Consider the following 23,172-nt stretch of genomic DNA (forward strand, 5'->3'; position numbering starts at 1 on the left):
ACCGAAAAAAGCGGAAGACCGGGGGCAAAAATCGGCATACGCCGTACGCGTCCTGCTGTGGCTACCAATGGGTAACTCAGACAGCGAATTTCGCGCAAGCCGTAACAGCTGATCGCGGCTACCGATGCTCACACGAGGAGATGGCGAGAAGCCACTTCTCTGATGAGGAACGCTTCAAGACAGGGGAACCAGGACTTGACTACACCCGGATATCCGCAGCAGCCCCCGCCCGGCATGTATCCACCTCCGATAGAGAAGAAGACGCCCAACACGCGTGTCATCATCATTCTCGCCGTCATCGGTGGCATCATTCTGCTCTGCGGGTTCGGCGGCTGCGTTGCCGCGCTCTCTGGCGATAAGGCCGACAAGGTCAGCACGACCACCGCACCGCTGCCGACGCCCCCGTCCGCGGCGCAGCCCGCCGCCCCAACTCAGACCGTTCAGCAATCCAGCGCGGCCCAACCGGTCCCGAACCTGACGGTCCCCGAACTCGCGGGCGTCAACGCTGCGATCGCTGGTGACAAACTTGAGGACCTCGGGTTCACCAATATCCAATACGCGTCCGCCACACCAGGAGTTGACCTGGTGATCATGCGCGCAAACTGGACTGTCGTCAGCATCGAACCTGGTGTAGGAAGCGTCATTCCGGCGGACTCAATGATCATTGTGACGGTCACGAAGAACAACGCCTGACCAGACATAGTCCGCACGAACGCGGCGCCCGCAAGCAGGGAGGCCACAGCCAACATGTTCCGGCTGTGGCCTCCTCGTTCTATGCCGTCCGGGCCCGCTTGGGAATGCCGTAAGCGGGCTTCGGCAACCACGCTTGACAGTCGCCGGTCACTCTTTCGACGGCGCGAGCAGGGCGTCCAAGCTGCCGAGGGATTTCCGCGCCTCTTCGAGGTTGACCTGCTGGTACCTGCGGGTCATCACAACATTCGAGTGGCCAAGGACAGCCTGGATCACCTTGTCCGGCACCTTCGATTCCATGAGCAGCGTCGCCGTGGTTCCACGCATCGCATGCACATCCAGCGGCACCTCGACGCCGGCGCGCGCCTGCGCGGCCTTCCATGCGGCATTGTCGTCGGTCTTGTTGATCGGCCTCGCATGTTTGATCCGGGACTTCTCGCCGGGCAGTGTCACCCACACCAAGCCCCAGGGGTTCGCTGGCGCGATCTTGCGATACTCGGTGAGGATCAGTACCAGCGGCGCAGGGATCGGGATCAGCCTCTCGGACGTCTTCGTCTTCGGTCGCGTCCATGCCGCGCCGCGCCACAACGGCCGGTGCTCGAAATCTGCCCGCACGTCGAACCGTTTGGGGTCGTCGGGCTTGGCTCCCGGCTTGAGCTTGAGCCATTGCAGCTGCCATGACAGGTCGACCACGCCAGCATCGAGGTCGACTCGGTCCCATTCGAGGCCGAGCAGCTCGCCCTGCCGTCCGCCGAGCATCAGGCCCGCCGCCCACCTCGTCACCATCGGATCCTTGGCCGCCATCGACGACAGCAGCACCTTGCGCGCTTGCTCGGCGGTCAGCGCTCCGTGCGACTCCGAGGTGACCGTCGGCTTGGCAACCAGCGTGCAGACATTGCGCCACACCTTGCCATCGCTGAGCGCGTCCGCGAGGGCACCGGACAGCACGTTGTGCGCTTCCTCCACCGACCGCGTCGTATACGGCTTCTTCACCTTGCCGCGTTTGTAGGTGTGCGACAGGATCCAGCGATGCATGTACCGGATGTCGTCGGGGCTCAGCTCGGCCAAGCGTCGGTGGCCGATCGACGGGACGATTCGGGTGTTGATGGCGGACTTGTACGACCGGATTGCGTTCGGCCCGACCTTGGTCGGCGCAACCTCGGCGACCCACTTCTCGAGATACGCCTCGACAGTGAGGCGCTGGTCGGCCTCTTCAAGGCCCTTCGCGATGCGATCCTTCAGCTCGTTGAGTTTGGACACCGCGGTCGCTTTGTCCGCCGAGTACACGGGCTTGGACTTCCGGCGCTTCCCGTCGGGGCCGCGCTCCAGCTCGACCTGCCCGACCCACATGCCGTCCCGGTTGCGCTTGTACAGGGTGCCTTCGCCGCGGTCACGGCGCGGCTTCTGCGGCTCCTTGTCCATCTTCTTCATCAGCCGATGGACTGCCGACACTCGCTTGATCAGATCAGCCTGCTTGTCGGCGGTGATCTCGACGGTCGCGCGCCACTTCCCGTCGCGTTGCTCCATGTCCATGTCGGCCCCTTGAATCACTGTAGGCCCAAATTGTAGGCTACGATGCACTGATACACATTGATATGCCCGTATCGGCTTGCACTACCAGCACACGAAAAATACCCCCTGAGCAGGGGGTATGAATGGTTTCGATGGTCGGGGTGACAGGATTTGAACCTGCGACCCTCCGCTCCCAAAGCGGATGCGCTACCAAGCTGCGCTACACCCCGAGGCCTCGCCAGGGGCGAGCATATTGCGTGTGAGCGGGTGACGGGAATCGAACCCGCACCATCAGCTTGGAAGGCTGAGGTTCTACCATTGAACTACACCCGCAGGCATACGACATCGATGGGATCGCCACGATGTCGTGTGCATGAGCGACTGTACCGAACTCGCCTCCGGTAACGCCAATCAGGCCCCCGCCCCGGCGCACGGGCGGCTGCGCGACGGTCTCCCGGCGATTTTCGAGCTAACCGGAATTGGTGTGTAACACTCGCGGCCGCACAGCGATCACATACCCGATCGCCCGTGGCTTCGCACCGAGAACTCGTTGCAGAACGCCGTTTTTCGAGGCCGATCGGCTTGCTAGGATCCTTTTTGCCGGACGGGGGTATCTGGAAAGGGGGCGGTGAGCGTGCACCCGACGAGGTGGACCATCCGCGTAGCAGTGAGAACGACCGGTGCGACGCCGGTGTCGGGCTCGGATCGGGGAGCCCGCGCGGAGTCGTCACCTGTGTCCGGTGAGCGCCATGCCGGCTGAGGACCGACCGCCGGTCGCCGCGACCGCACGGGCTTGGGCGCGCACGGTCTGCGCCGAGCCCGGAGTCGAGGCGGCCCCACAACAGCTGGAACCTGTTCTGATCGAGATCATCGAGCGACTGCTCGAACTGGCCGGATCCGAACCGTTTCCGGTGCTCGAAGCCCGAATGCTCGGTGCGCGGCTGGCCGAGGCGCCGTTGGAACGAATTCGCATGCTGGCCCAGGCCACTCGCACACTGCTCGGTTTCCGCGCGGGCCCGCCCGGATCGCTGACGGCGACCAGGTGGCCGTTCGTGGCCAGCCAGGCCATCGACAGCTACGCCCAGGCCCTGCAGGAGCGTGCACTGGCCCAGCAGGAGCAGCACATCTCGGCGGCGGTATCGGTGCGGGTGCAGGAGATCGCCGCCCTGCAGCACCGGCTGCGCCACGAGGCGACCCACGATGCCCTGACCGACCTCGCCAATCGCACGCTGCTGCAAGACCGGGTGCGTTTGATGGCCGCGGACCCGACGCGCGGAATCGGGCTGCTGCTGATCGATCTGGACCGCTTCAAACAGATCAACGACGGCTACGGGCACGCCGTGGGCGACGAAGTGCTGGTCGACCTTGCCAATCGGCTGCGTGAGGTGTGCCCGCCCGACACCGTCATCTGCCGCTACGGCGGTGACGAATTCGTGCTCGCCACCAATCCCCCGCGCAACAACCTCGGCGATCTCGCACATCGCATCGTGGCCGCATTGCGGGATCCGGTGTGGTCGTCCGCGGGTCCGGTGCCGGTGTCGGCGAGCGTCGGCACGGCGTACTCACCGCCGGGCAGCCCGTGCGATTTCACCGATCTGCTGCGCCGCGCCGACCGGGCGATGTACTCGGCCAAGACCGCGGGTGGGCGCCGATTCGCGCTCGCCGATGCCGACGAGGCGGAATTGGGGGCGGCCGTCGCGGGCTGAAAGGCCGACACGACACCGCGAATCACGCGACACGCGGAGCGAATCGGCTGAGCTGCCCCCGCCGGGGCAGCGAGGCGACGCGCCGCTCAACTCGCCTGACATGCCGGGCACCAGAAGAGGTTTCGCCCCTCCAGCACCGAATGAGCTACCGGTGTACCGCAGATCCGGCAGGGTGCGCCGGCGCGGCGATAGACGTAGGTGCGCGGGCGGTCCGGCGCGTAGGACGGCTCACCGTGATCGTGTTCCGGCCGCACCACATGCATCTTGCCTCGGCGCACGCCCACCCGCATCAGCTGCACCAGATCGGCCCACATCGCGTCCCATTCATCGCGGGCCAGCGCGATGCCCGGCCGCTGCGGTGCGATGCCGTGGCGGTAGAGCACCTCGGCCCGGTAGACGTTGCCGACGCCCGCGATGACCTGCTGATCCATCAGCAGTGAGCCGATCGGCCTGCGGGAACGGTGAATCCGGCGCCATGCCCGCTCCGGATCCGCGCCGCGGCGCAGCGGATCGGGCCCGAGCCGGTCGACAAGCGCGCCGGCCTCGGGGGCGGTCAGCACCTCGCAGGCGGTGGGCCCACGCAGGTCGGTGCCGAAATCGGCGCCGGCCAGCCGCATCCGGACCTGCCCCACCGGCTCCCCCATCGGCATCGCCGATTCGGTGAAGCTGCCGTACAACCCGAGATGCACATGCACGACCAGCCCGGATTCGTAGTGGTGCAACAGATGTTTACCCCAGGCCTCGGAGCGGACCAGCACCTGCCGGTCCACCCGCGCGGCACCGTCGGCGAACTTGCCCTGCGGGCTCGACACCCGCACCACACCGCCTGCCAGCCGCTGCTGATGCAGCTTCGCCAGGCGGTGCAGCGTATGACCCTCCGGCACTGTCGAATACGGCCGGTCTACTGGCCGGGCAGCGCGGGAGCTACGCCGGTCTTCTCGTACTCGGCGAGGATGTCGATGCGGCGCTGGTGGCGCGGCTCCTCCGACCACGGGGTGCTGATGAACGCGTCGACGATGGCGAGCGCTTCCTTGGTGGAGTGCATCCGGCCGCCGATGCCGATGAGCTGAGCGTTGTTGTGCTCGCGGGCCAGCTTGGCGGTCTCGACGCTCCAGGCCAGCGCACAGCGGGCGCCGGGCACCTTGTTGGCGGCGATCTGCTCGCCGTTGCCGCTGCCGCCGAAGACCAGGCCGAGGCTGCCCGGGTCGGCGACGGTGCGCCGCGCGGCCTCGATGCAGAAGGCGGGGTAGTCGTCGAGCGCGTCGTATTCGAGGGCGCCGCAGTCGACGACTTCGTGGCCTGCCTGCTCGAGATGGGCCTTGACGTGATTCTTCAGTTCGAAACCGGCATGGTCGGCACCAAGGTATACGCGCATGGGGGAATCCTATCCGCGCTGTAATGCGGCTCCGTCGAGGGTGCGGCCAGGGGTTGCGTCCGCCCACCGGGCGGTTCGGCGATGTCGCGCGCGGCCGGCCAAGGGGCGCGCTGTGGCGGTGGCCACACCGGGCTCGGACGGCGCCTGCGACCCGACTCGACCGGCCCGATCTGAATAGAGTGGGCGTCCATGCAACCGATCGATCCTCAGCGTCCGCAGGCCGATCAGTCCGGGGGGCAGCCAGAGTGGTTGCGCAAGAACGCGCCGCAGGGTTCCTCGTCCGGATCCGAGTCGAGCGACGTTCCGCAGCCACCACAGACCGCCCCGCCGACGGCGTATCCATCGGCGCCGTACCCCGGTATGCCCGGCTACCCCACCGCCGGCTACCCCGCCTACGGGTCCGCGCCGGTGCCGCCCGCCGTGCCGCCGGGCAGGCAGCCGCGAGGGCTGTCGCCGTTCGGCATGCCCGCGCGGCATCTGTGGGAGATCCCGCTGCTGATCGTGGTGGTCGCGCTGACCGCCCTGGCGTATCTGTTCGCGGCGCTGCTGCTGGTGTTCGGCAATGTGAACGAATACATCCTGGCGCTGGTGTTCGCGCCGATCCTGATCTGGTTCGGCCGTGGCGCGAACTACGCGACCCAGCGGGTCAACGGCGTGAAGATGTCGCCGACCCAATTCCCCGAGGGCTACCGGATGGTGCAGGAGGCGGCGGCGCGGTTCGGCATGGCCAAGGCGCCGGATGCCTATGTGGTGCTCGGCAACGGCCAGATCAACGCCTTCGCCTCCGGTCACGGGTTCCGCCGGTTCGTGGTGGTCTACAGCGACCTGTTCGAAATCGGCGGCGCCGCTCGTGAACCGGACGCGCTGGCGTTCATCATCGGCCACGAGGTGGGGCATATCGCGGCCGGGCACACCTCGTATTGGCGTCAGCTCGGCATGTTCCTGGTGCCGTTCCTGCCGATCGTCGGCAGCTCACTGATCCGCTCGCAGGAGTACACCGCCGACAATCACGGCTTCTGCAACCGGCACGAGGGTGCCCGCGCGGCCATGGGCACCCTCGCCGCCGGCAAGTACATGAACACCATGGTCGGCTTCGACGAGATGGCCGACCGCGCCGCGCAGGAGAAGGGCTTCTTCGTCTGGATCGTCAATGCCCTGTCCACGCACCCGGTGCTGACCTGGCGGATGTGGGCGCTGCGCGATCGCAGCAGGCACGGCCGCCTGTTCTGGCGGCCGAGCCCGCCCCCGCAGCTTCCGCCCGGTCAGCGTCCGTACGGCCCGTACGGCGAGGTTCCGAGCCTGCCGCCGAAGCCGGTCGCATAAGCGCACACACCCCCATACAACGGCCGGTAAACCCCAATTTTCGAGCGAAGCGAGACCGAGCCCCAAAGTTCGCGGCCCGTCTCGCGTCTGCGCTGTCGCTGCGCACGCCGAAGGCAAGCAGCGGTAGCGCAGACGCGAGACCCCCAGGGGCCGCGAACACGCGACGCCGCAGGCGGCGCTAATCAAACACAGGCTCTTCGGTGCGGGTGCGCTTGAGTTCGAAGAAGTGCGGGTAGGAGGCCAGGGCGACGACGCCGTCCCAGACCTTGCCCGCGTCCTCGCCGCGCGGGATGCGGGAGAGCACGGGGCCGAAGAACGCCACGCCGTTGACGTGGATGGTCGGGGTGCCGACGTCCTTGCCGACCTTGTCCATTCCGGCGTGGTGGCTTTCGCGCAGTTCGGCGTCGTAGTCGGTGCTGTGCGCGGCCTCGGCCAGTTCGGCCGGTAGGCCGGTTTCGGCGAGGGCGTCGGCGATGACGGCGGAGAGGGTCTCCGCGGTGGTGGCGCGCTCGTATTCGGCCCTGCGGTCGTGGATCCGGGAGCCCATCGCGGTGTAGAGCGGGGCGAGCACCTTGTCGCCGTGTTCGCGGGCGGCCGCGATGGCCACCCGCACCGGGCCCCAGCCGCTGGCCATCAGCTCTTGGTACTCCGGCGGCAGGTCGCGGCCTTCGTTGAGCACCGCCAGGCTCATGACGTGGAAGCGGGCCTCGATGTCGCGCACCTTCTCCACCTCGAGGATCCACCGTGAGGTGATCCAGCACCAGGGGCACAGCGGGTCGAACCAGAAGTCGGCGACATCTTTGCCCTGGTGATCTACGGCGGTGTTGCTCACGTCGATTCCTCTCGATCGCAGACTTGTCCCGCGGCTGGGCCGCTCTCGTACCGACAACCACCGGCCGCCCCGATTCGTTCCCGCATTCGGCGTTTCGGCGCGGCGCGCGCACCTAAGCTGAGGTTCGAGGAGCTCGATTCGCCTGGCGTTTAGGAGTCCGCATATGACCTCTGCGCAGCATTTCGTCGTCGTCGGTGGTGGCCTCGGCGGCGCCAAGGTCGCACAAGCCCTGCGCGACAACGATTTCGACGGAACCATCACTTTGCTGACCGACGAGGAGCAGCTGCCCTACGAGCGGCCGCCGCTGTCGAAGGAGTACCTGGCGGGCAAGAAGGCGTTCGACGATTTCACCGTCGAAGACAAGCCCTGGTATCGCGACCATCATGTGGATCTGCGTCTCGGCACCGCCGTCACCGCGATCGACCGGGGCGCCAAGACGGTCTCGCTGCCGGATGGTTCCACCCTGCCCTACGACAAGCTGGCCCTTGCCACCGGCGCCACCCCGCGTCGCCTGCCCATACCCGGTGCGGACGCCGAGAAGGTGTACACCCTGCGCACCGTCGACGATTCGGACACCCTGATCGAGGTGCTGCGCAGCGCGCGGCGCCTGGCCATCATCGGCGCAGGCTGGATCGGGCTGGAGGTGGCGGCCGCCGCGCGCGAGGCCGAGGTCGAGGTGACGATCATCGAGGCCGCCGAGGCGCCGCTGCTCAACGCGCTGGGACCGGAGATGGGTGCGGTGTTCGCCGATCTGCATCGGGCGCACGGCGTCGACCTGCGGTTGGGCGCGCAGGTGGCCGAGATCGTCACCCGCGACGCGATGGCCACCGGGGTGCGGCTCGGCGACGGCACCGTCATCGAGGCGGACGCGGTCCTGATCGCCGTCGGCGCCCGGCCGAACATCGACCTCGCGGCCGAGGCCGGCCTCGCCGTCGACAGTGGTGTGCTGGTGGACGCGCATCTGGCCACCAGCGACCCCGATATCGTCGCGGTGGGCGATATCGCCGAACAGCAGCATCCGCTGCTCGGTCGCCGGATCCGGGTGGAGCATTGGGCCAATGCGCTCAATCAGCCCGCGGTCGCGGCGGCGACCATGCTCGGCAAGGACGCGGTCTACGACCGGCTGCCGTACTTCTTCACCGACCAGTACGACCTTGGGATGGAGTACACCGGGTACACCGCGCCGGGCGAGTACGAACGAGTCGTGGTGCGCGGCGATCTGGCGGCCCGTGAATTCGTCGCGTTCTGGCTCGATGGGGACAATCGCGTGCTCGCGGGCATGAACGTCAACGTCTGGGATGTCACCGACCGCATCAAGCAGCTGATCCTGAGCCGGGAGCCGGTGGACCCGGGCCGGCTGGCAGACACCTCGATCCCATTCTGACTGCCGCGATGACGCAGCCCGGACGGCCGCGTGTGCAACTGTGTCGAATCCGCCGGTCCGGCTCCGACCTGTTCACGAGAGCGTCGCCGGACGCACCGAGAATGAGGAGCCCGAGATGAAATACATGCTGATCAAGACCTACGGTCGCACCGCCAACTGCGATATTCCGATCAACGAGTGGGCGCCGGAGGACATCGCGGCGCATATCGATTTCCAGCGCAAGCTCAGCGCGAAGCTGGCCGCCGCCGGCGAACTGGTCGACGCCAAGGGCCTGGCCGGGCCCGAGGAAGCGCGGATCGTCAGCTCCGACGGCCGCAACGCGCCGGTGATCACCGACGGCCCGTTCCCGGAGACCAAGGAGTTCCTGGCCGGATACTGGATCGTCGACGTCGACAGCCAGGAACGCGCGCTGGACATCGCCGCCGAGGCCTCGGCCGCACCGGGCCCCGGTGGTAAGCCCATCGGTGAGTACATCGAGGTGCGCGCGGTGATGAGCGCACCTGCCGCCGATCGGTGATCGCTGCCGACCGCGCGACCGAGGACCTGCTGCGTGAACTCGCGCCGCAGGTCCTCGGCGCGCTGGTGCGCCGCTTCGGCGATTTCCCCACCGCGGAGGACGCGTTGCAGGAGGCCCTGCTGGCCGCCGCCACGCAGTGGCCGGTCGACGGCAGGCCGGACAACCCGCGTGGCTGGCTGCTGCAGGTGGCTCAGCGGCGCATGGCCGACGCCGTGCGCGCCGAGGTCGCCCGGCGCAACCGGGAAACGATGGTCGCCCTGCGCGAACCCGAACCCGCCGAGGCCGGTCCCACGCAGGACGACTCCTTGATGCTGTTGTTCCTGTGCTGCCATCCGGTGCTGCCGCCCGCGAGCGCGATCGCACTGACATTGCGCGCCGTCGGCGGCCTCACCACCGCCGAGATCGCGCGCTCCTCCCTGCTGCCGGAGGCGACGATGGCGCAGCGGATCACCCGCGCCAAGAAGCGGCTGGCCGCCCTCGACCGCCCGTTCGCGCCACCCACCGACGCCGAATGGCGTGAGCGGCTCGACGCGGTACTGCACGTGCTGTACCTGATCTTCACCGAGGGCCACACCGCCGCGACCGGTGATCGGCTGCGCCGTGCGGACCTGGCCGCCGAGGCGATCCGGCTGACCCGCGCGGTGTACCGGCTCCTGCCCGACGATCCGGAGGTGGGCGGGCTGCTCGCGCTCATGCTGCTCACCGATTCCCGCCGCGACGCCAGGACGGGTCCGCACGGCGAGCTGATTCCGCTACCCGAACAAGATCGCCGCCGCTGGGATCGCACGGCGATCGCCGAGGGGATCAGGCTGGCGACGGCAACGCTGGACCACGGGTTGATCGGCCCGTACCAGATCCAGGCGGCGATCGCGGTGCTGCACGCGCAGGCGCCCTCCACCGAGACCACCGATTGGGAGCGGGTGCTGGCGCTGTATCGGCTGCTCGAACGCATCGCACCCAACCCGATGGTGACGTTGAACCGGGCCGTCGCCACCGCCATGGTGGACGGCCCGGCCGCAGGCCTCGCGGTCACTGACACCGTCGCCGGCGCGCTCGCCGACAGCCACCGGCTCGCTGCCGTGCGCGGACACCTCTACGAGATGGCGGGCGATCACCGGGCGGCCGTCACCTGCTACACGGCCGCCGCGCAGCGCACGACGAATACCGCCGAACGCGACTATCTAATGCTTCGTGCCGCGCACCTGCGCTCCGGCGCGGACAGCTCAGGCGGGTGACCCCGCCCAGGTCTTGCCGGTGATGAGCTCGTAGGCCTCCATGTATTTCTTGCGGGTCGCCTCGACGATGTCGGCGGGGATCTCCGGTCCCGGCGGTTCCTTGTCCCAGCCGGTGGAGGTGGACCAGTCGCGGACGAACTGCTTGTCGAAGGAGCGCTGCGGGCGGCCGGGCTCCCATTCGTCGGCGGGCCAGAAGCGTGAGGAGTCGGAGGTCAGGACCTCGTCGCCGAGGGTGAGGGTGTCTCCGTCCCAGCCGAACTCGAGCTTGGTGTCGGCCACGATCACACCGCGTTCGGCGGCGTGTGCGGCGCCGCGGGAGTAGATGGCCAGGGTCAGCTCGCGCAGGCGCTCGGCAACCTCGCGACCCTCCTGGTCGACCACGTCGGCGAAGGAGATCGCCATATCGTGGCCCTCTGCGGCCTTGGTGGACGGGGTGAAGATCGGTTCGGGCAGCCGGTCGCCGTCACGCAGGCCCGGCGGCAGGGCGATCCCGGAGACGGTTCCGCTCTGCTGGTACTCCTTCAGCCCGGACCCGGTGAGGTAGCCGCGGGCGATGCATTCGACTTGGACCATCTTCAGCGGCTTCACCCGGATCGCGCGCCTGCCGAACTCGGCGGGCACGTCGGTGGTGGACAGCACGTGGTTGGGCACATCGGCGAAGAACTCGAACCACCAGTTCGACAGCTGGGTCAGCAGCGCACCCTTGTCCGGGATCGGTGTCGGAAGCACCACGTCGTAGACCGACACCCGGTCGGAGGCGACGAGCAGCAGGGTGTCGCCGTCCTCGTACAGGTCGCGCACCTTCCCGGCGTGCACATGCTTCACGACGTCGCTCCGATCGTGGTCGATGGTTGTCGATGCGGAATTACTGCCGCGCGGGCAACCTTACCGACGTGGCATTGTGGGGAACGCCGTGCCCGTATCTGTTCTTCGACCATGAAGGAGTCCGATGTCCGCACCGAACCTCACCCGCGAACAGGCGATCGAGCGCGCCGCGACCGTCTCGGTCGAGAACTACCGCATCGAACTCGATCTCACCGACGGGTCGGGTAACCCGGGCGAGCAGACGTTCTTCTCCCGCAGCACGGTCGCTTTCACCGCGACGCCGGGGGCGTCCACCTTCATCGATATCGTGGCGCGCGGTGTCCGCTCGGCGGTCCTGAACGGTAACCCGATCGACGTCTCCGGCTACGACGAGTCCACCGGCATCACGCTGACCGATCTCGCCGCCACCAATGAGCTGGTGGTCGAGGCCGACTGCGAGTACTCGCACACCGGCGAGGGCCTGCACCGGTTCGTCGACCCGGCCGACGACGCGGTCTATCTCTACTCGCAGTTCGAGACCGCCGACGCCAAGCGCATGTTCGCCTGCTTCGACCAGCCCGACCTCAAGGCGACGTTCACCCTCAGCGTCACGGCGCCGGCCGGCTGGAAGGTCATCTCCAACGGCGAGCCGGTCGACACCATCGCCGCCGACCCCGCCCACCACCTGTTCCGCACCACCCCGAAGATGAGCACCTACCTGGTCGCGCTCATCGCGGGCCCGTACGCGCAGTGGACCGACGTCTACACCGACGAGCACGGCAGCATTCCGCTGGGCATCTACTGCCGCGCCTCGCTGGCCGAGCACATGGACGCCGACCGGCTGTTCACCGAGACCAAGCAGGGTTTCGGCTTCTACCACCGCAATTTCGGCGTGCCCTACGCCTTCGGCAAGTACGACCAGCTGTTCGTGCCGGAGTTCAACGCGGGCGCGATGGAGAACGCGGGTGCGGTGACGTTCCTGGAGGATTACGTTTTCCGGTCCAAGGTCACCCGGGCCTCCTATGAGCGTCGGGCCGAGACGGTGCTGCACGAGATGGCGCATATGTGGTTCGGCGATCTGGTCACCATGAAGTGGTGGGACGATCTGTGGCTCAACGAATCGTTCGCCACCTTCGCCTCGGTGCTGTGCCAGGCCGAGGCCACCGAATACACCAGCGCCTGGACCACTTTCGCGAATGTGGAGAAGTCCTGGGCCTACCGTCAGGACCAGCTGCCCTCCACCCATCCCATCGCCGCCGACATCCCGGATCTGGCCGCGGTGGAGGTCAACTTCGACGGCATCACCTACGCCAAGGGCGCGAGCGTGCTCAAGCAGCTGGTGGCGTATGTGGGGCTGGAGCCGTTCCTGGCGGGTCTGCGCGACTACTTCGCCGAGCACGCCTACGGCAATGCCACCTTCGACGATCTGCTCGCGGCGCTGGAGAAGTCGTCGGGTCGCGATCTGTCGACCTGGGGTGCGCAGTGGCTCAAGACCACCGGTCTGAACATCCTGCGGCCCGACTTCGAGGTCGACGCCGACGGAAAGTTCAGCTCCTTCACCGTCATCCAGGAGGGTGCCGCGCCCGGCGCCGGTGAACAGCGCGTGCACCGGCTCGCGGTCGGCGTCTACGACGACGACGCCGAGGGCAAACTGGTCCGCACCCACCGCGTCGAACTCGACCTCGATGCCACCGAGCGCACCGACGTACCCGAGCTGGTCGGTGTGCCGCGCGGCAAGTTCGTGCTGGTCAACGATGACGACCTCACCTACTGCTCGATCCGCCTGGACGCCGATTCGCTGGATGTGCTGATCAACCGCATCGCCGATATCGCCGAACCGCTGCCGCGCACGCTGGCCTGGTCGGCGGCCTGGGAGATGACCCGCCAGGCCGAGCTGCGGGCCCGCGACTTCGTGGCACTGGTGCAGCGCGGTGTCGGCGCCGAATCCGAGATCGGCGTGGTGCAGCGGCTGCTCATGCAGGCCAACACCACCCTCAGCAGCTACGCCGACCCCACCTGGGCCGCGGAGACCGGCTGGCCCGGGTACGCCAACCGGCTGCTGGAGCTGGCGCGGGAGGCCGAACCGGGTTCGGATCATCAGCTGGCCTTCGTCAACGCGCTGACCGGCGCGAAGCTCTCGCCCTGGCACACCGAGGTGCTGCGCGAGCTGCTCGACGCCGATCCGGCGACGGTGGGATTGGCCGGTCTGGTCGTCGACACCGATCTGCGCTGGCGCATCGTGACGGCGCTGGCGGCCGCCGGTGAGATCGACGCCGACGGCGTGGACACCCCGACCATCGACGCCGAACTGGCCAATGACCAGACCGCGGCGGGCAAGCGCCAGGCCGCGGCCGCCGCGACCGCCCGGCCCATCGCCGAGGTCAAGGAGCAGGCGTGGTCGACGGTGATGGGCGACGATTCGGTGCCCAACATCACCGCGCGCTCCATCGTCAACGGGTTCGCGCCCGCCGGGCAGGGTGAGCTGCTGTCGTCGTTCGTCGAGCGGTACTTCACCGAGATCCCCGAAGTGTGGGAGCGCCGGTCCAGCGAAGTGGCGCAGACCGTCGTCGTCGGGCTCTACCCGTCCTGGGAGATCAGCGAGGCCGCGGTGGCCAGCGCCGACAAGTTCCTCGCCGAGGAGCACCCGCCGGCGCTGGCGCGGCTGGTGAGCGAGGGCAAGGCGGGCATCGAACGCTCGCTGCGCGCCCGCGCCTTCGACGCGCAGTAGATAGCCGACCCGCACAGGCCCGGATCCCGTTGGATCCGGGCCTGTTTCGCGTCTGCCTGCGCTCGCTGCTGTGAGCAGATCTGCTCACAGCAGCGTGGCGAGATTTTTCGTCTCGGCGCGGGGCACGGTGGAGTCATGGCACACGATGAGAAGGCTCCGCTGTTCAGCTGGCGGGCCCGCGAACAACTTTTCGGCAGGCGCATCCTCGTTCTCGACGGTGGCCTCGACGACGACAACGGCACGCTGCTCATGACGCAGATGCTCACCCTCGCGGCCGAGGATCCCGACGCCGGGATCTCGCTGTGGATCCACTCCCCCGGCGGCTCGGTGCCCGCGATGCTGGCCATCCGCGACGTCATGCGGTTGGTGCCGTGCGAGATCTCCACCCTCGCCCTGGGGCTGGCGTGCAGCGCCGGGCAGTTCCTGCTCTCGGCCGGCGACCGGGGGCGGCGGTTCGCGCTCCCGCACGCCCGGATCCTGATGCATCAGGGTTCGGCCGGGATCGGCGGTAGCGCCGTCGAGGTCGAGGTGCAGGCCGACGACCTGCGCCACACCGTGGAGACCGTGCTCGGGCTCATCGCCGCCGACACCGGCCAGCCCTATGAGCGGATCTACGAGGACTCGCTGCACGACCGCTGGTTCACCGCGGCGCAGGCCAAGGAGTACGGGTTCATCGACCACATCGTCGACTCGTTCGGCCAGGTGGTTCCGCAGCGCCAGAAGATCGGAATCTCATGACCTCCTACACCATTCCCAATGTGATCGCCCGGCAGCCGGGTGGCGAGCGGATCATGGACGTCTACTCGCATCTGCTGGCCGAACGCATCGTCTATCTCGGCACGCCGATCGATTCGGGGGTGGCCAACGCGCTCATCGCGCAGCTGCTGCACCTCGAGTCGGAGAACCCGGAACAGGAGATCAACCTCTACATCAACTGTGAGGGCGGTGAGCTGCCCGCGATGCTCGCGGTGTACGACACCATGCGGTTCATCAAGGCGCCGGTGGCGACCACGTGCGTCGGCCAGGCCATCGCGGTCGGCGCGGTGCTGCTGGCCGCGGGCGAATCGGGCAGGCGTTCGATGCTGCCGCACGCGCGAGTGGTGCTGCATCAGCCGGCCGCACGCGGTCAAGGTGCGATCCCCGATCTGATCCTGCAAGCCGACGAGCTGGTGCGCATGCGCGCCGAGATCGAGTCGATCCTGTCCCAGCACACCGGCCGGCCGGCCGAGACGCTGCGCCGCGACACCGACCGCGACCGGGTGTTCACGGCCGCGGCGGCGGTGGACTACGGGCTGGTGGACCAGGTGCTGCACGCGCGGTGAGCGGGTAGGCGGGCGAAACACACCAGACCGCGGCGCGGCGGGCGGGCCGGCAGCGGCACGCCCGATGCCGAGCAGCCGCGAACGGGCCCGCGGGCGACTGGTCGGACCGCCACCCGACGTGGTCGAGCTGCGGGGCGGGGTCGGGTCGCATCCGGCACGCTCAGAATGCGAGCGGGCGCAGCAGTCTGCGTACGGCGCGGCAGATCCGGGTGCGGGCGCGCCCGGCTATCGGCGACCGCGGGCAGCTGTCAGCGGCACACTCACGCGGGTCAGGAGCGAATGGCCAGGGCGCGGCGTCGGGCAGTGAGAGCAGGTGCGGTCGAGCTTGCGAGCCCAACCGGCTCAGGCTGCGAGCAACACGATCCCGGGTGCCGCCGGGGCTCCAGCGCTCGGGGCGGCGGGTTCCTGTCCGGCGCTGCGGTAGCCCGATCCCCCGGCCGGGCGCAGAGCACGGCGGTGACTCAGTGTCTGCGCGACCTCGCCGGCCAGTTCGGCCAGAGAGGTGCCGAGCGCTCCGGCGAGCGCGGCGATCATCTCGCTCGATGGCTCCTTGCGGCCGCGTTCGATCTCGGACAGATATTGCGGCGAGACACCCGCGCGGCCAGCGGTCTCGGCCAGTGTCTCCTGGTGTTCCTGCCGCAGCGCGCGCAACCGGGTTCCGAGCACCTCACGCCACAGCGGCTCGCCTTCGGATCGGTCCTGCGGCGGGGTGTGGCGTCGGTCGCGTCCTCCGGGAATGGCATGCAGCCTCGGATGCTCGCTCATAGCCGGAGCGTACCGCCGTCGCCGCGCCGGGTCGTCGAATTCCGCTCTGGGCGGACACGTTCCGGGCGCGGACACACCACACCCCTCCGTCGCCGGGCGTCGCCCGGCAAGGGAGGGGTGCTGGTCGTTCGATTCAGCGGCCGATGGCGGCGGCCATCACCCGCACGGCCGAGACGAGGCCGTCGATGAGCTGGCCCTGACGCATCGAGCTCAGTGCGGCGGTGACGCCGAGCTGGCAGACGCGGTCGTTGGCGCGGTCGGCGACGTCCTTGCCCGAACGCACCTCGACGGCGCGGTCGTTGGGCGAGACGGCGATGAGCACCGACCGGTTCGCCTCCGGGGTCACCGGGAAGATCGCGTCGGCACCGGCGGTCGGGTCGGCGCCGAGATCACCGATGAAGACGTTGAACCGCACCTTGGTGGCGCGGGTCGCCTCGGTGAGCACGTTGTCCATGAGCAGGCGCTCTTCATTGTTGAAGGGCGCTTCCTTGAAGACGTCGCCCGCCTCGTGCACGCCGGACACCCGGCCGCTGCTCATCAGGGCGTATCCGTGCGGTAGTTCGGATTCGACCACCGCGGGCCACTTAGAACCTGCCACTTGCCCTGCCTCCGATCAGCTCCGCGTCCGCGGTTTCGATAGCCGCATGGTGACCATGCGAATCAGCAATGTGGTGCCCGTACACGGTCACCTCGTCGGTCGCACTCCACAGCACCGGCTCGGAGGTCCACTTCTTGCTCAGGTCGTAGTGGACCGGCTTCTCGCCGGGCAGCGGCTTACCGAGAAACGACAATCCGGCGATCACGCCGTAGATCACCAGCGGGATGCCGACGAAGATCAGCACTGTCTCGAGAATGCTCACAGCTCAAAGGTAGACGATGCTCTGTAGTAGTTCATCGATCGGTAAGCCTTTTGCGCCTCGACCAGGTGTTTCGGCGAGCGTCGCCGAAAGTCGCGCCGATCGTCGCCCGCGTCCGTCCGGCCTGTCACGGGTGGCTCTGAGCTGCACTGTTGGCCGGCGCTGCGCGGTTGTCCGGTGGGCGATGCTCAGATCAGCCAGGCGGCGGAGTTCGGGGCAAGCAACCCATCGACCAGGGGCGCGCTGAGCAGGATCGCCTCGCCCTCGGGTAGCTCGATCGCGGCGGCCGAACTGTTGAGCACGCAGACGAGGCCGCCGGGACGGCGGAACATCAGCACGCCGGGTGCGGCGGGCAGCCACTCCAGCCCGGCGCCGTCGAACTCCGGGCGCTTGTGCCGCAGCTCGATGGCGTCGTGGTACAGCTCGAGGGTCGACCCGCTGCGATCGAGTTGGGCGGCCACTGTCAGCTCGGCCCATTCGGCCGGAATCGGCAGCCACGACCGCGCCGCCCTGGTGAACCCGAAGGGCGGGGCGGACCCTTCCCAGGGAATCGGCACCCGGCACCCGTCGCGACCGCGCTCGGCGTGCCCCGTGCGTTCCCAGACCGGGTCCTGCAACACCTCGTCGGGCAGATCGTCGACATTGGGCAGACCCAGTTCGGCGCCGTTGTACATGAACACCGCGCCGGGCAAGCCGAGTTCGAGCAGGATCATCGCCCTGGCCCGCGCGAGGCCGAGCTCGCCGCCACCGTAGCGGGTCACCTCACGCTCGATGTCGTGGTTGGACAGCGTCCAGGTGGGCGTCGCCCCGACCGGGACCACGGCGAGCAGGGAGTTCTCCACGGCGTGGCGGATGGCATCGGCGTCGAACGGGGTCTCGGCCAGCCGGAAGTTGAAGGCCAGGTGCAGTTCGTCCGGGCGGACGTATTCGCCGAAGCGCACGTTGTCGTCGACCCAGACCTCGCCGATGGACACCGCGTGCGGGTAGTCGTCGAGCACGCGGCGGATGCGGCGGTGTATGTCGTGCACGGCGGGGTTGTTGAAGCGCGGATCGGAGTCGTCGTGGATCAGCATCCGGGTGTCGACGCGCTCCATATCCGGCAGGCCCTCCGGTTTGGCCATGCCGTGCGCGACGTCGATGCGGAAACCGTCCACCCCACGGTCGAGCCAGAACCGCAGGGTGTGCTCGAAATCGGCGATGACCTCGGGGTTGTCCCAGTTCAGATCGGGTTGTTCGGCGGCGAACAGGTGCAGATACCACTGACCGGGGCTGCCGTCGGCCTCCACGACCCGGGTCCAGGCCGGGCCGCCGAAGATGCTCGGCCAGTTGTTCGGCGGCAGCTCACCGTCGGCGCCGCGTCCGTCGCGGAAGATGTAGCGGGCCCGTTCGGGACTACCGGGTGCGGCGGCGAGGGCGGCGCGGAACCAGGGATGGGCATCGCTGGTGTGATTGGGCACCAGGTCCATCGTGACCTTGATATCGCGGGCGTGCGCGGCCGCGATCAGGGCGTCGAAGGCAGGCATGCCGCCGAAGAGCGGGTCGATATCGCGAGGGTCGGACACGTCGTAGCCGCCGTCGGCCATCGGCGAACGCATCACCGGGCAGATCCACAGCGCGTCCACCCCGAGGCGCTCCAGATAGTCCAGCCGGGCGCGCACGCCGCCGAGATCACCGACGCCGTCGCCGTCGGAGTCGGCGAAAGAACGCGGATAGACCTGGTAGAAGACCGCCGCCTCCCACCACGGAACGGAACCGGTGCTCATACCCACCCCGCCACGGTCACCAGGTCGCGTTCATCAGCGAGTTCGCGGCCATCTCCAGATAGTCGAGCAGTGCCTTGCGGTGTTCGTCGTCGAGCACCTCCGGCTCGATCTCGGCCACCCCGATCCGCATACAGCGCAACCAGGCGTCGCGCTCGACCGGACCGATGGTGAAGGGCATATGCCGCATCCGCAGCCGCGGGTGCCCGCGCTCGTCGCTGTAGGTGCGCGGCCCGCCCCAGTACTGCTCCAGGAACATCCGCAACCGACGCTCGGCGGGGCCCAGATCCTCCTCGGGGTACAGCGGGCGCAGCACCTCGTCGGCGGCCACCTCACGGTAGAACGCGGCCACGATCCGGCGGAAGGTCTCCTCGCCGCCGACCGCCTCGTAGAACGACGTCGCTGTGTGCTCGCCCGAAGTCATAGACCCTCTCGATTCGCTGGATGCGCCGCGCTCCATTGTGCCCGCCCACCGGCCTACTCGCGCACATCGCGGCCCGATGGCTCTTCAGGCACAGTTCACCCGACATTGTGTTAAATCACCGTGCACCGGCCCGCATTCCGTGGTCAACTTGGTGGCAGTCTCCGGCGAGATACCACATGATCTTGGAACGCAGAAATTGGGGTCGACATGAAGCAGCGACACGCCCGATCGCAGGAGGCGAGGGCGCACCGACAACTCCAGCCCGCCGACGTCCACAACCGTGGGTCGGGGGCTACTCCGCTGCACTTGTTGTCCGATCATCATTCCGGGGCGCACCGCGATAATCATCGCGCCGACACCGCGCCGACCCCACTGCCCACACACACCAGCAACTGGCTCAAACGCCGCGTCCTGCTCCTCAACGCCACCTACGAGCCGCTGACCGCGCTGTCCGCGCGTCGCGCCGTGGTGCTGCTCATCTGCGATAAGGCCGACACCGTCCACCACGACCCCGAGGGCCCGATCGTGCATTCGGCCGGATCCTCGCTCACGATTCCGTCGGTGATCCGCCTGCGCACCTACGTCCGTGTTCCCTACCGGGCCCGCGTCCCGATGACCCGCGCCGCCCTCATGCAGCGCGACCGCTACCGCTGCGGGTACTGCGGCGGTAAAGCCGAGACCATCGACCACGTCGTCCCCCGCAGCCGCGGCGGCGAGCACAGCTGGGAGAACTGCGTGGCCAGCTGCGCACCCTGCAATCACCGCAAAGCCGACAAACTGCTCAGCGAGCTCGGGTGGACGCTGCGCGCGCCGCTGGTATCGCCGAAGGGACCGCACTGGCGGTTGCTGTCGACCGTCACGGAGTTGGATCCGGTGTGGTTGCAGTACCTGGGCGAGGGAGCCGCCTGAGACTCGCTCGTCAGCGGTGTTCGACGACCAGCGTTGCCCAGGTACCCGGCTCCAGCGCCTCGAACAGGTGCGCACGATCACCGGGATAGCTGATGTAGTCGCCGGGTAACAACTCCTCCGGGGAATCGCTCGGCCCCACCAGAGCGCGACCGGCAGCGAGCAGGATGTGTTCGACGGATTCGCGCGTATGCGGTTCGGACCGGCGGGGCTCACCTGGTTCGGCGGTGATCCGGTAGATATCGTGCCGGGCATCGGCCGATCCCGCGGCGAGCAAGGTGGCCCGGAATTCCGACCGCTCCGCGGCGACCACCGGCCCCTGTCCCGCCCGGATCAGCCGCACACTCGGCCGCGGCGGTTCCAGCAGCCGCGAGAAGGGCATGTCCAAGGCAACGCACAGCGCCCACAGCGTTTCCAGGCTGGGGTTTCCGGTGCCCGATTCCAGTTGCGACAGCGTCGATTTCGCGATGCCCGCGCTGGCAGCGACCTCGGTGAGCGATAACCCCGCACGCGTGCGTTCCCTGCGTAGCGACGCGGCGATCACCGCTTTCGGCGCCACTGCCGGATCTTCTGCTGTCATCGAGTGCTCCCGTTGCTGGTCTTCGTCCCGGATTCGCCTCGCGGGCTGCGGCGGACCGGGCGCCGGTTCATCGGCTCCACCTGTCGCTGCTGTTCGCGACCGTCGCCGGCGGATACCGGCAGGCCGGCGCCCGCCCGCGCGGCCACGATCCCGGCCCGGATTATCTCGTTGACGGATCCGATCGGTTGCGTTCAATATAAGCAACATGCGTTCGATGTGGCGAACACTGGATCGGGACATCCGGACCAGTGTCGCGGCGACCTGCGTTGCTGCCGCGATGATCGGCGTGTCCTATGGCGCGGCGGTGGTCGGCGCCGGATTCCCGGCCTGGATGCCGGTGGTGCTGGCGTCGACGGTGCTGGCAGGCGGTTCGGAGTTTCTGTTCTTCGGGATCCTCACCGCAGGCGCCGGTCCGCTCGCGGCGGCATCGGCCGGTCTGCTCGTCAACGCCAGGCACCTGCCGTACGGCTTGTCGATGCCGGACGTGTTCGGCTCCGGCGTCCGGCGACTGCTCGGCGTGCACCTGATGGTCGACGAGAGCGTGGCGTTCGCACTGGCTCCCGGCGATCTCGAACGGCGCCGCAGCGCTTATTGGCTGTGCGGACTCGGCATCGCTGCGTGCTGGCCGCTCGGCGCGCTTGCCGGGGCCGTCATCGGCAGCATCGTGCCCGATACCGCGGCGTTCGGCCTGGACGCGGTCTTTCCGGCGGTCCTGCTCGCCCTGATCCTGCCCGCCCTGCGCGATCGGGCCACCCTGCGGGGAGCAGGCGCCGGCGTCGGATTGGCCTTGCTCACAATGCCGTTCGTCCCGGCGGGCCTACCGGTGCTGATCGCACTGGCCGGACTGATCTTCGCGCTGGGAGCGCTGTGATGGATTCACCGCTGCTGGTTCCCGCCATGCTCACCATGGCCGTGGGCACCTACCTGCTCCGGTGGGCAGGGCCCGCATTGCGCAACCGGATCCGGTTTCCGCCACGAGCGGCCCGGCTGCTCGAGATCGGTGCCGTGATCTTGCTGGCGGCCCTGGTGGCGACCACCACGCTGCCGTTCGGGAACGAATTCGGGTGGGCCCTGCCCGCCGGCGTGCTGGTGGGAGGGGTACTGGCCTGGCGGCGCTGCCCGCTGCTGGTGGTCATCATCGCGGCCGCGGCGACCACGGCGGTGTTGCGGGCCGTCGGCGTCGACTGAGTGGGCACGTACATCTCGGCGGGGCCGCCGATCTCATTGCCCCCGGCGGTCGAGTGCCCTCGTGCGAATCGCACCAGGCACAGCGCCCGGACAGCGGCAGTGACCCGGCTCAGCGCGGGGTGAGTGGCAGACCACCGCCGAGGCGGCGGGCGACCGATCCGTAGCGGGCATCCAGGCGCAGCCACGTCTTGCTGGATCGGACCCGCACGATCTCGGCGGGCGGTATCCGGCGCGAGTCTGCGCGGTCACCCGAGTGCGGAATGAAATCCATGGCGGTGAGAGCGAAGACGACGCGCATTGGCACCTGCACCTGGACCGCACCCCCGGACACGGTGAGCACCGTCTGATCCAGCAGGGCGGCGGGCGGTCCATGCCCCGAGCCGTGCTCCTTGGCGAGGTCGGCGCCCTGTTCGGCGAGTTCGACCAGAGTACGGGCGGGCACATCGTCGATGTGGGAGAAGCCGCTGTCCGGCGGCAGCGCCCCGCGCCAGGCCGAATCCATCGAGTAGCCGAGGTCGATCGGGCTACCGGACGCCAGCCCGGCCAGCACCGCATCGGCGCCGACGGTGACATCGTCGACGCCCAGCTCGGCGACCACGGTGCGCACCGCGAGCGCCTCGAATCCCGTCGCCACCCACGCCGACACCCATCGCTCACCGCGCCGGCGCAGCCGCACCACCACGGCCGGATCCAGCCGGAGAGCACGGCCGAGGAAGGTCGCGAGGTTCTCCCGTTCGGCTGGATCGCCGACGTACAAGACCCGTTGTTCGGACATCACAGACCGACGATCACCGTGCGCCGGTCACTCACTCATCCACTGCGCGAGATAGTCGCGCTCATCGGGAGTCAGCCTGCGCAACCGCTGGGTGTCCATGTCGAAGGCGGCGAGCTGGGTGGAGGCGACCACCGCGGGCGGGGAGTCGGGAGCGGCGCCGGCGGCGCGCACCTCGTAGGCCACGGTGAAGTCGACCGCGCGCAGCTGCTCGATCCACATGGCGATATCGAGCGGGGTGTCCTCGTGCCGCAGCTGGCCGCGGTAGCGGACATGCAGGTCGGCCAGCACACACCCTTGGCGCAGGGCGGCGGTGGGGCGATCGTCTTCGAACAGCCATGGGATGCGCGCTTCCTCGAGCAGCGTCACCATCCGGGCGTGGTTGACGTGCTGGAACGCGTCCATATCCGACCAGCGGATATCGACCTTGGCATGAAAACGCTTGGGTAGGACGACCGTGTCCCTCGCCTGCGGATTGCCGTTCAGCGATCC

General features: G+C 68.4%; 25 protein-coding genes and 2 tRNA genes. 12 read left to right on the top strand and 15 right to left on the bottom strand.

All coding sequences use genetic code 11. The features are described from left to right. The first annotated feature begins 195 nt into the window (after nt 1-195). Nucleotides 196-693 (top strand): hypothetical protein, encoded by a 498-nt coding sequence (locus tag FEK34_RS28475; protein ID WP_138452919.1) that lies wholly within the window; start codon nt 196-198, stop codon nt 691-693. A 147-nt stretch (nt 694-840) separates the two neighbouring features. On the opposite strand, the gene FEK34_RS28480 is transcribed toward FEK34_RS28475, so the two are convergent. The 3 genes from FEK34_RS28480 to FEK34_RS28490 all read right to left on the bottom strand — a co-directional run bounded on the left by FEK34_RS28480 (nt 841) and on the right by FEK34_RS28490 (nt 2,535). Continuing rightward, on the bottom strand, nt 841-2,223 hold the full coding sequence (locus FEK34_RS28480) for a tyrosine-type recombinase/integrase (RefSeq protein WP_138452921.1): 1,383 nt from the start codon (nt 2,221-2,223) through the stop codon (nt 841-843). A gap of 132 nt (nt 2,224-2,355) precedes the next feature. Next, nucleotides 2,356-2,432 (bottom strand) — tRNA-Pro (locus FEK34_RS28485). 32 nt (nt 2,433-2,464) lie between these two features. Further along, a tRNA-Gly gene (locus tag FEK34_RS28490) sits at nt 2,465-2,535 on the bottom strand. Nucleotides 2,536-2,951: 416 nt separating this feature from the next. Here FEK34_RS28490 and FEK34_RS28495 point away from each other — a divergent pair. Then, entirely contained in the window at nt 2,952-3,908 is a 957-nt protein-coding gene (locus tag FEK34_RS28495) for a GGDEF domain-containing protein (RefSeq protein ID WP_171048456.1), read from the top strand. Nucleotides 3,909-3,994: 86 nt separating this feature from the next. Here the strand turns inward: FEK34_RS28495 and FEK34_RS28500 are convergent, their stop codons facing one another. After that, a complete protein-coding gene (locus FEK34_RS28500; RefSeq protein ID WP_138452923.1) occupies nt 3,995-4,792 on the bottom strand; it encodes an Fpg/Nei family DNA glycosylase in 798 nt (265 codons plus the stop codon). Between the two features lie 17 nt (nt 4,793-4,809). After that, nucleotides 4,810-5,283 carry a ribose-5-phosphate isomerase gene (locus FEK34_RS28505; protein ID WP_138452925.1) on the bottom strand — a complete coding sequence of 158 codons (474 nt, stop codon included), beginning with the start codon at nt 5,281-5,283 and terminating at the stop codon, nt 4,810-4,812. Between the two features lie 360 nt (nt 5,284-5,643). On the opposite strand from FEK34_RS28505, the gene FEK34_RS28510 reads away from it, so the two are divergent. Further along, nucleotides 5,644-6,606 carry a M48 family metallopeptidase gene (locus FEK34_RS28510; protein WP_432761000.1) on the top strand — a complete coding sequence of 321 codons (963 nt, stop codon included), beginning with the start codon at nt 5,644-5,646 and terminating at the stop codon, nt 6,604-6,606. Between the two features lie 178 nt (nt 6,607-6,784). On the opposite strand, the gene FEK34_RS28515 is transcribed toward FEK34_RS28510, so the two are convergent. After that, on the bottom strand, nt 6,785-7,438 hold the full coding sequence (locus tag FEK34_RS28515) for a DsbA family protein (RefSeq protein WP_138452929.1): 654 nt from the start codon (nt 7,436-7,438) through the stop codon (nt 6,785-6,787). A gap of 163 nt (nt 7,439-7,601) precedes the next feature. Here FEK34_RS28515 and FEK34_RS28520 point away from each other — a divergent pair, with 163 nt between their 5' ends. From FEK34_RS28520 to FEK34_RS28530, 3 genes are all read left to right on the top strand, one after another. Continuing rightward, on the top strand, nt 7,602-8,822 hold the full coding sequence (locus FEK34_RS28520; RefSeq protein ID WP_138452931.1) for an NAD(P)/FAD-dependent oxidoreductase: 1,221 nt from the start codon (nt 7,602-7,604) through the stop codon (nt 8,820-8,822). Nucleotides 8,823-8,937: 115 nt separating this feature from the next. Further along, on the top strand, nt 8,938-9,339 hold the full coding sequence (locus FEK34_RS28525) for a YciI family protein (protein ID WP_138452933.1): 402 nt from the start codon (nt 8,938-8,940) through the stop codon (nt 9,337-9,339). Further along, the gene (locus FEK34_RS28530; protein ID WP_138452935.1) at nt 9,336-10,574 is read left to right on the top strand and encodes an RNA polymerase sigma factor; all 1,239 of its coding nucleotides are present in this window, start codon (nt 9,336-9,338) and stop codon (nt 10,572-10,574) included. Before FEK34_RS28525 ends, FEK34_RS28530 begins: the two co-directional genes overlap by 4 nt. Here the strand turns inward: FEK34_RS28530 and FEK34_RS28535 are convergent. Further along, the gene (locus tag FEK34_RS28535; protein WP_138452937.1) at nt 10,563-11,399 is read right to left on the bottom strand and encodes a phosphoribosylaminoimidazolesuccinocarboxamide synthase; all 837 of its coding nucleotides are present in this window, start codon (nt 11,397-11,399) and stop codon (nt 10,563-10,565) included. The two genes, FEK34_RS28530 and FEK34_RS28535, sit on opposite strands and share 12 nt — an antisense overlap. 124 nt (nt 11,400-11,523) lie before the next feature. On the opposite strand from FEK34_RS28535, the gene pepN reads away from it, so the two are divergent. From pepN to FEK34_RS28550, 3 genes are all read left to right on the top strand, one after another. Continuing rightward, the gene (gene pepN, locus FEK34_RS28540) at nt 11,524-14,106 is read left to right on the top strand and encodes an aminopeptidase N (protein ID WP_138452939.1); all 2,583 of its coding nucleotides are present in this window, start codon (nt 11,524-11,526) and stop codon (nt 14,104-14,106) included. A gap of 135 nt (nt 14,107-14,241) precedes the next feature. Beyond that, a complete protein-coding gene (locus FEK34_RS28545; RefSeq protein WP_036534369.1) occupies nt 14,242-14,844 on the top strand; it encodes a ClpP family protease in 603 nt (200 codons plus the stop codon). After that, the gene (locus tag FEK34_RS28550; RefSeq protein WP_138452941.1) at nt 14,841-15,428 is read left to right on the top strand and encodes a ClpP family protease; all 588 of its coding nucleotides are present in this window, start codon (nt 14,841-14,843) and stop codon (nt 15,426-15,428) included. The genes FEK34_RS28545 and FEK34_RS28550 overlap by 4 nt, the downstream gene beginning before the upstream one ends. A 342-nt stretch (nt 15,429-15,770) precedes the next feature. Here the strand turns inward: FEK34_RS28550 and FEK34_RS28555 are convergent, their stop codons facing one another. The 5 genes from FEK34_RS28555 to FEK34_RS28575 all read right to left on the bottom strand — a co-directional run bounded on the left by FEK34_RS28555 (nt 15,771) and on the right by FEK34_RS28575 (nt 19,234). Further along, nucleotides 15,771-16,193, bottom strand: coding sequence for a helix-turn-helix domain-containing protein (locus FEK34_RS28555; protein ID WP_138452943.1), 423 nt, complete (start codon nt 16,191-16,193; stop codon nt 15,771-15,773). 133 nt (nt 16,194-16,326) lie between these two features. Continuing rightward, nucleotides 16,327-16,791 carry a DUF5130 domain-containing protein gene (locus tag FEK34_RS28560; protein ID WP_138452945.1) on the bottom strand — a complete coding sequence of 155 codons (465 nt, stop codon included), beginning with the start codon at nt 16,789-16,791 and terminating at the stop codon, nt 16,327-16,329. Then, a complete protein-coding gene (ctaJ, locus tag FEK34_RS28565; RefSeq protein WP_036534362.1) occupies nt 16,778-17,053 on the bottom strand; it encodes an aa3-type cytochrome oxidase subunit CtaJ in 276 nt (91 codons plus the stop codon). The genes FEK34_RS28560 and ctaJ overlap by 14 nt, the downstream gene beginning before the upstream one ends. Nucleotides 17,054-17,238: 185 nt before the next feature. After that, the gene (locus FEK34_RS28570; RefSeq protein ID WP_138452947.1) at nt 17,239-18,813 is read right to left on the bottom strand and encodes a glycoside hydrolase family 13 protein; all 1,575 of its coding nucleotides are present in this window, start codon (nt 18,811-18,813) and stop codon (nt 17,239-17,241) included. 16 nt (nt 18,814-18,829) lie between these two features. Beyond that, on the bottom strand, nt 18,830-19,234 hold the full coding sequence (locus FEK34_RS28575) for a globin (RefSeq protein WP_138452949.1): 405 nt from the start codon (nt 19,232-19,234) through the stop codon (nt 18,830-18,832). 207 nt (nt 19,235-19,441) lie between these two features. Between FEK34_RS28575 and FEK34_RS28580 the strand changes: the two genes are divergently transcribed. Then, nucleotides 19,442-20,143 carry an HNH endonuclease gene (locus tag FEK34_RS28580; protein WP_171048457.1) on the top strand — a complete coding sequence of 234 codons (702 nt, stop codon included), beginning with the start codon at nt 19,442-19,444 and terminating at the stop codon, nt 20,141-20,143. A 10-nt stretch (nt 20,144-20,153) separates the two neighbouring features. Here FEK34_RS28580 and FEK34_RS28585 read toward each other — a convergent pair whose 3' ends face one another. Then, nucleotides 20,154-20,720, bottom strand: coding sequence for a helix-turn-helix domain-containing protein (locus FEK34_RS28585; protein ID WP_138452951.1), 567 nt, complete (start codon nt 20,718-20,720; stop codon nt 20,154-20,156). 205 nt (nt 20,721-20,925) lie between these two features. Here FEK34_RS28585 and FEK34_RS28590 point away from each other — a divergent pair, with 205 nt between their 5' ends. Together FEK34_RS28590 and FEK34_RS28595 are read left to right on the top strand one after the other, a co-directional pair. Further along, on the top strand, nt 20,926-21,591 hold the full coding sequence (locus tag FEK34_RS28590; protein WP_138452953.1) for an AzlC family ABC transporter permease: 666 nt from the start codon (nt 20,926-20,928) through the stop codon (nt 21,589-21,591). Next, the gene (locus FEK34_RS28595; protein WP_138452955.1) at nt 21,591-21,908 is read left to right on the top strand and encodes an AzlD domain-containing protein; all 318 of its coding nucleotides are present in this window, start codon (nt 21,591-21,593) and stop codon (nt 21,906-21,908) included. Before FEK34_RS28590 ends, FEK34_RS28595 begins: the two co-directional genes overlap by 1 nt. Before the next feature lie 109 nt (nt 21,909-22,017). On the opposite strand, the gene FEK34_RS28600 is transcribed toward FEK34_RS28595, so the two are convergent. Next, complete coding sequence (locus FEK34_RS28600) at nt 22,018-22,683, bottom strand: hypothetical protein (protein ID WP_138452956.1); 666 nt, start codon at nt 22,681-22,683, stop codon at nt 22,018-22,020. A gap of 27 nt (nt 22,684-22,710) precedes the next feature. After that, entirely contained in the window at nt 22,711-23,166 is a 456-nt protein-coding gene (locus FEK34_RS28605) for an acyl-CoA thioesterase (RefSeq protein ID WP_138453022.1), read from the bottom strand. Nucleotides 23,167-23,172: the final 6 nt, after the last annotated feature.

Source organism: Nocardia cyriacigeorgica (genome assembly GCF_005863245.1).
Taxonomy (GTDB): domain Bacteria; phylum Actinomycetota; class Actinomycetes; order Mycobacteriales; family Mycobacteriaceae; genus Nocardia; species Nocardia cyriacigeorgica_C.

Coding starts and splice junctions, on each gene's coding strand:
- FEK34_RS28580 (WP_171048457.1), top strand. CDS start 19,442: ATGAAGCAGCGACACGCCCGATCGCAGGAGGCGAGGGCGCACCGACAA.
- FEK34_RS28570 (WP_138452947.1), bottom strand. CDS start 18,813: ATGAGCACCGGTTCCGTTCCGTGGTGGGAGGCGGCGGTCTTCTACCAG.
- FEK34_RS28520 (WP_138452931.1), top strand. CDS start 7,602: ATGACCTCTGCGCAGCATTTCGTCGTCGTCGGTGGTGGCCTCGGCGGC.
- FEK34_RS28525 (WP_138452933.1), top strand. CDS start 8,938: ATGAAATACATGCTGATCAAGACCTACGGTCGCACCGCCAACTGCGAT.
- FEK34_RS28600 (WP_138452956.1), bottom strand. CDS start 22,683: ATGTCCGAACAACGGGTCTTGTACGTCGGCGATCCAGCCGAACGGGAG.
- FEK34_RS28550 (WP_138452941.1), top strand. CDS start 14,841: ATGACCTCCTACACCATTCCCAATGTGATCGCCCGGCAGCCGGGTGGC.
- FEK34_RS28590 (WP_138452953.1), top strand. CDS start 20,926: ATGCGTTCGATGTGGCGAACACTGGATCGGGACATCCGGACCAGTGTC.
- FEK34_RS28555 (WP_138452943.1), bottom strand. CDS start 16,193: ATGAGCGAGCATCCGAGGCTGCATGCCATTCCCGGAGGACGCGACCGA.
- FEK34_RS28510 (WP_432761000.1), top strand. CDS start 5,644: ATGCCCGGCTACCCCACCGCCGGCTACCCCGCCTACGGGTCCGCGCCG.
- FEK34_RS28495 (WP_171048456.1), top strand. CDS start 2,952: ATGCCGGCTGAGGACCGACCGCCGGTCGCCGCGACCGCACGGGCTTGG.
- FEK34_RS28480 (WP_138452921.1), bottom strand. CDS start 2,223: ATGGACATGGAGCAACGCGACGGGAAGTGGCGCGCGACCGTCGAGATC.
- FEK34_RS28575 (WP_138452949.1), bottom strand. CDS start 19,234: ATGACTTCGGGCGAGCACACAGCGACGTCGTTCTACGAGGCGGTCGGC.
- FEK34_RS28585 (WP_138452951.1), bottom strand. CDS start 20,720: ATGACAGCAGAAGATCCGGCAGTGGCGCCGAAAGCGGTGATCGCCGCG.
- FEK34_RS28545 (WP_036534369.1), top strand. CDS start 14,242: ATGGCACACGATGAGAAGGCTCCGCTGTTCAGCTGGCGGGCCCGCGAA.
- FEK34_RS28505 (WP_138452925.1), bottom strand. CDS start 5,283: ATGCGCGTATACCTTGGTGCCGACCATGCCGGTTTCGAACTGAAGAAT.
- pepN (WP_138452939.1), top strand. CDS start 11,524: ATGTCCGCACCGAACCTCACCCGCGAACAGGCGATCGAGCGCGCCGCG.
- FEK34_RS28595 (WP_138452955.1), top strand. CDS start 21,591: ATGGATTCACCGCTGCTGGTTCCCGCCATGCTCACCATGGCCGTGGGC.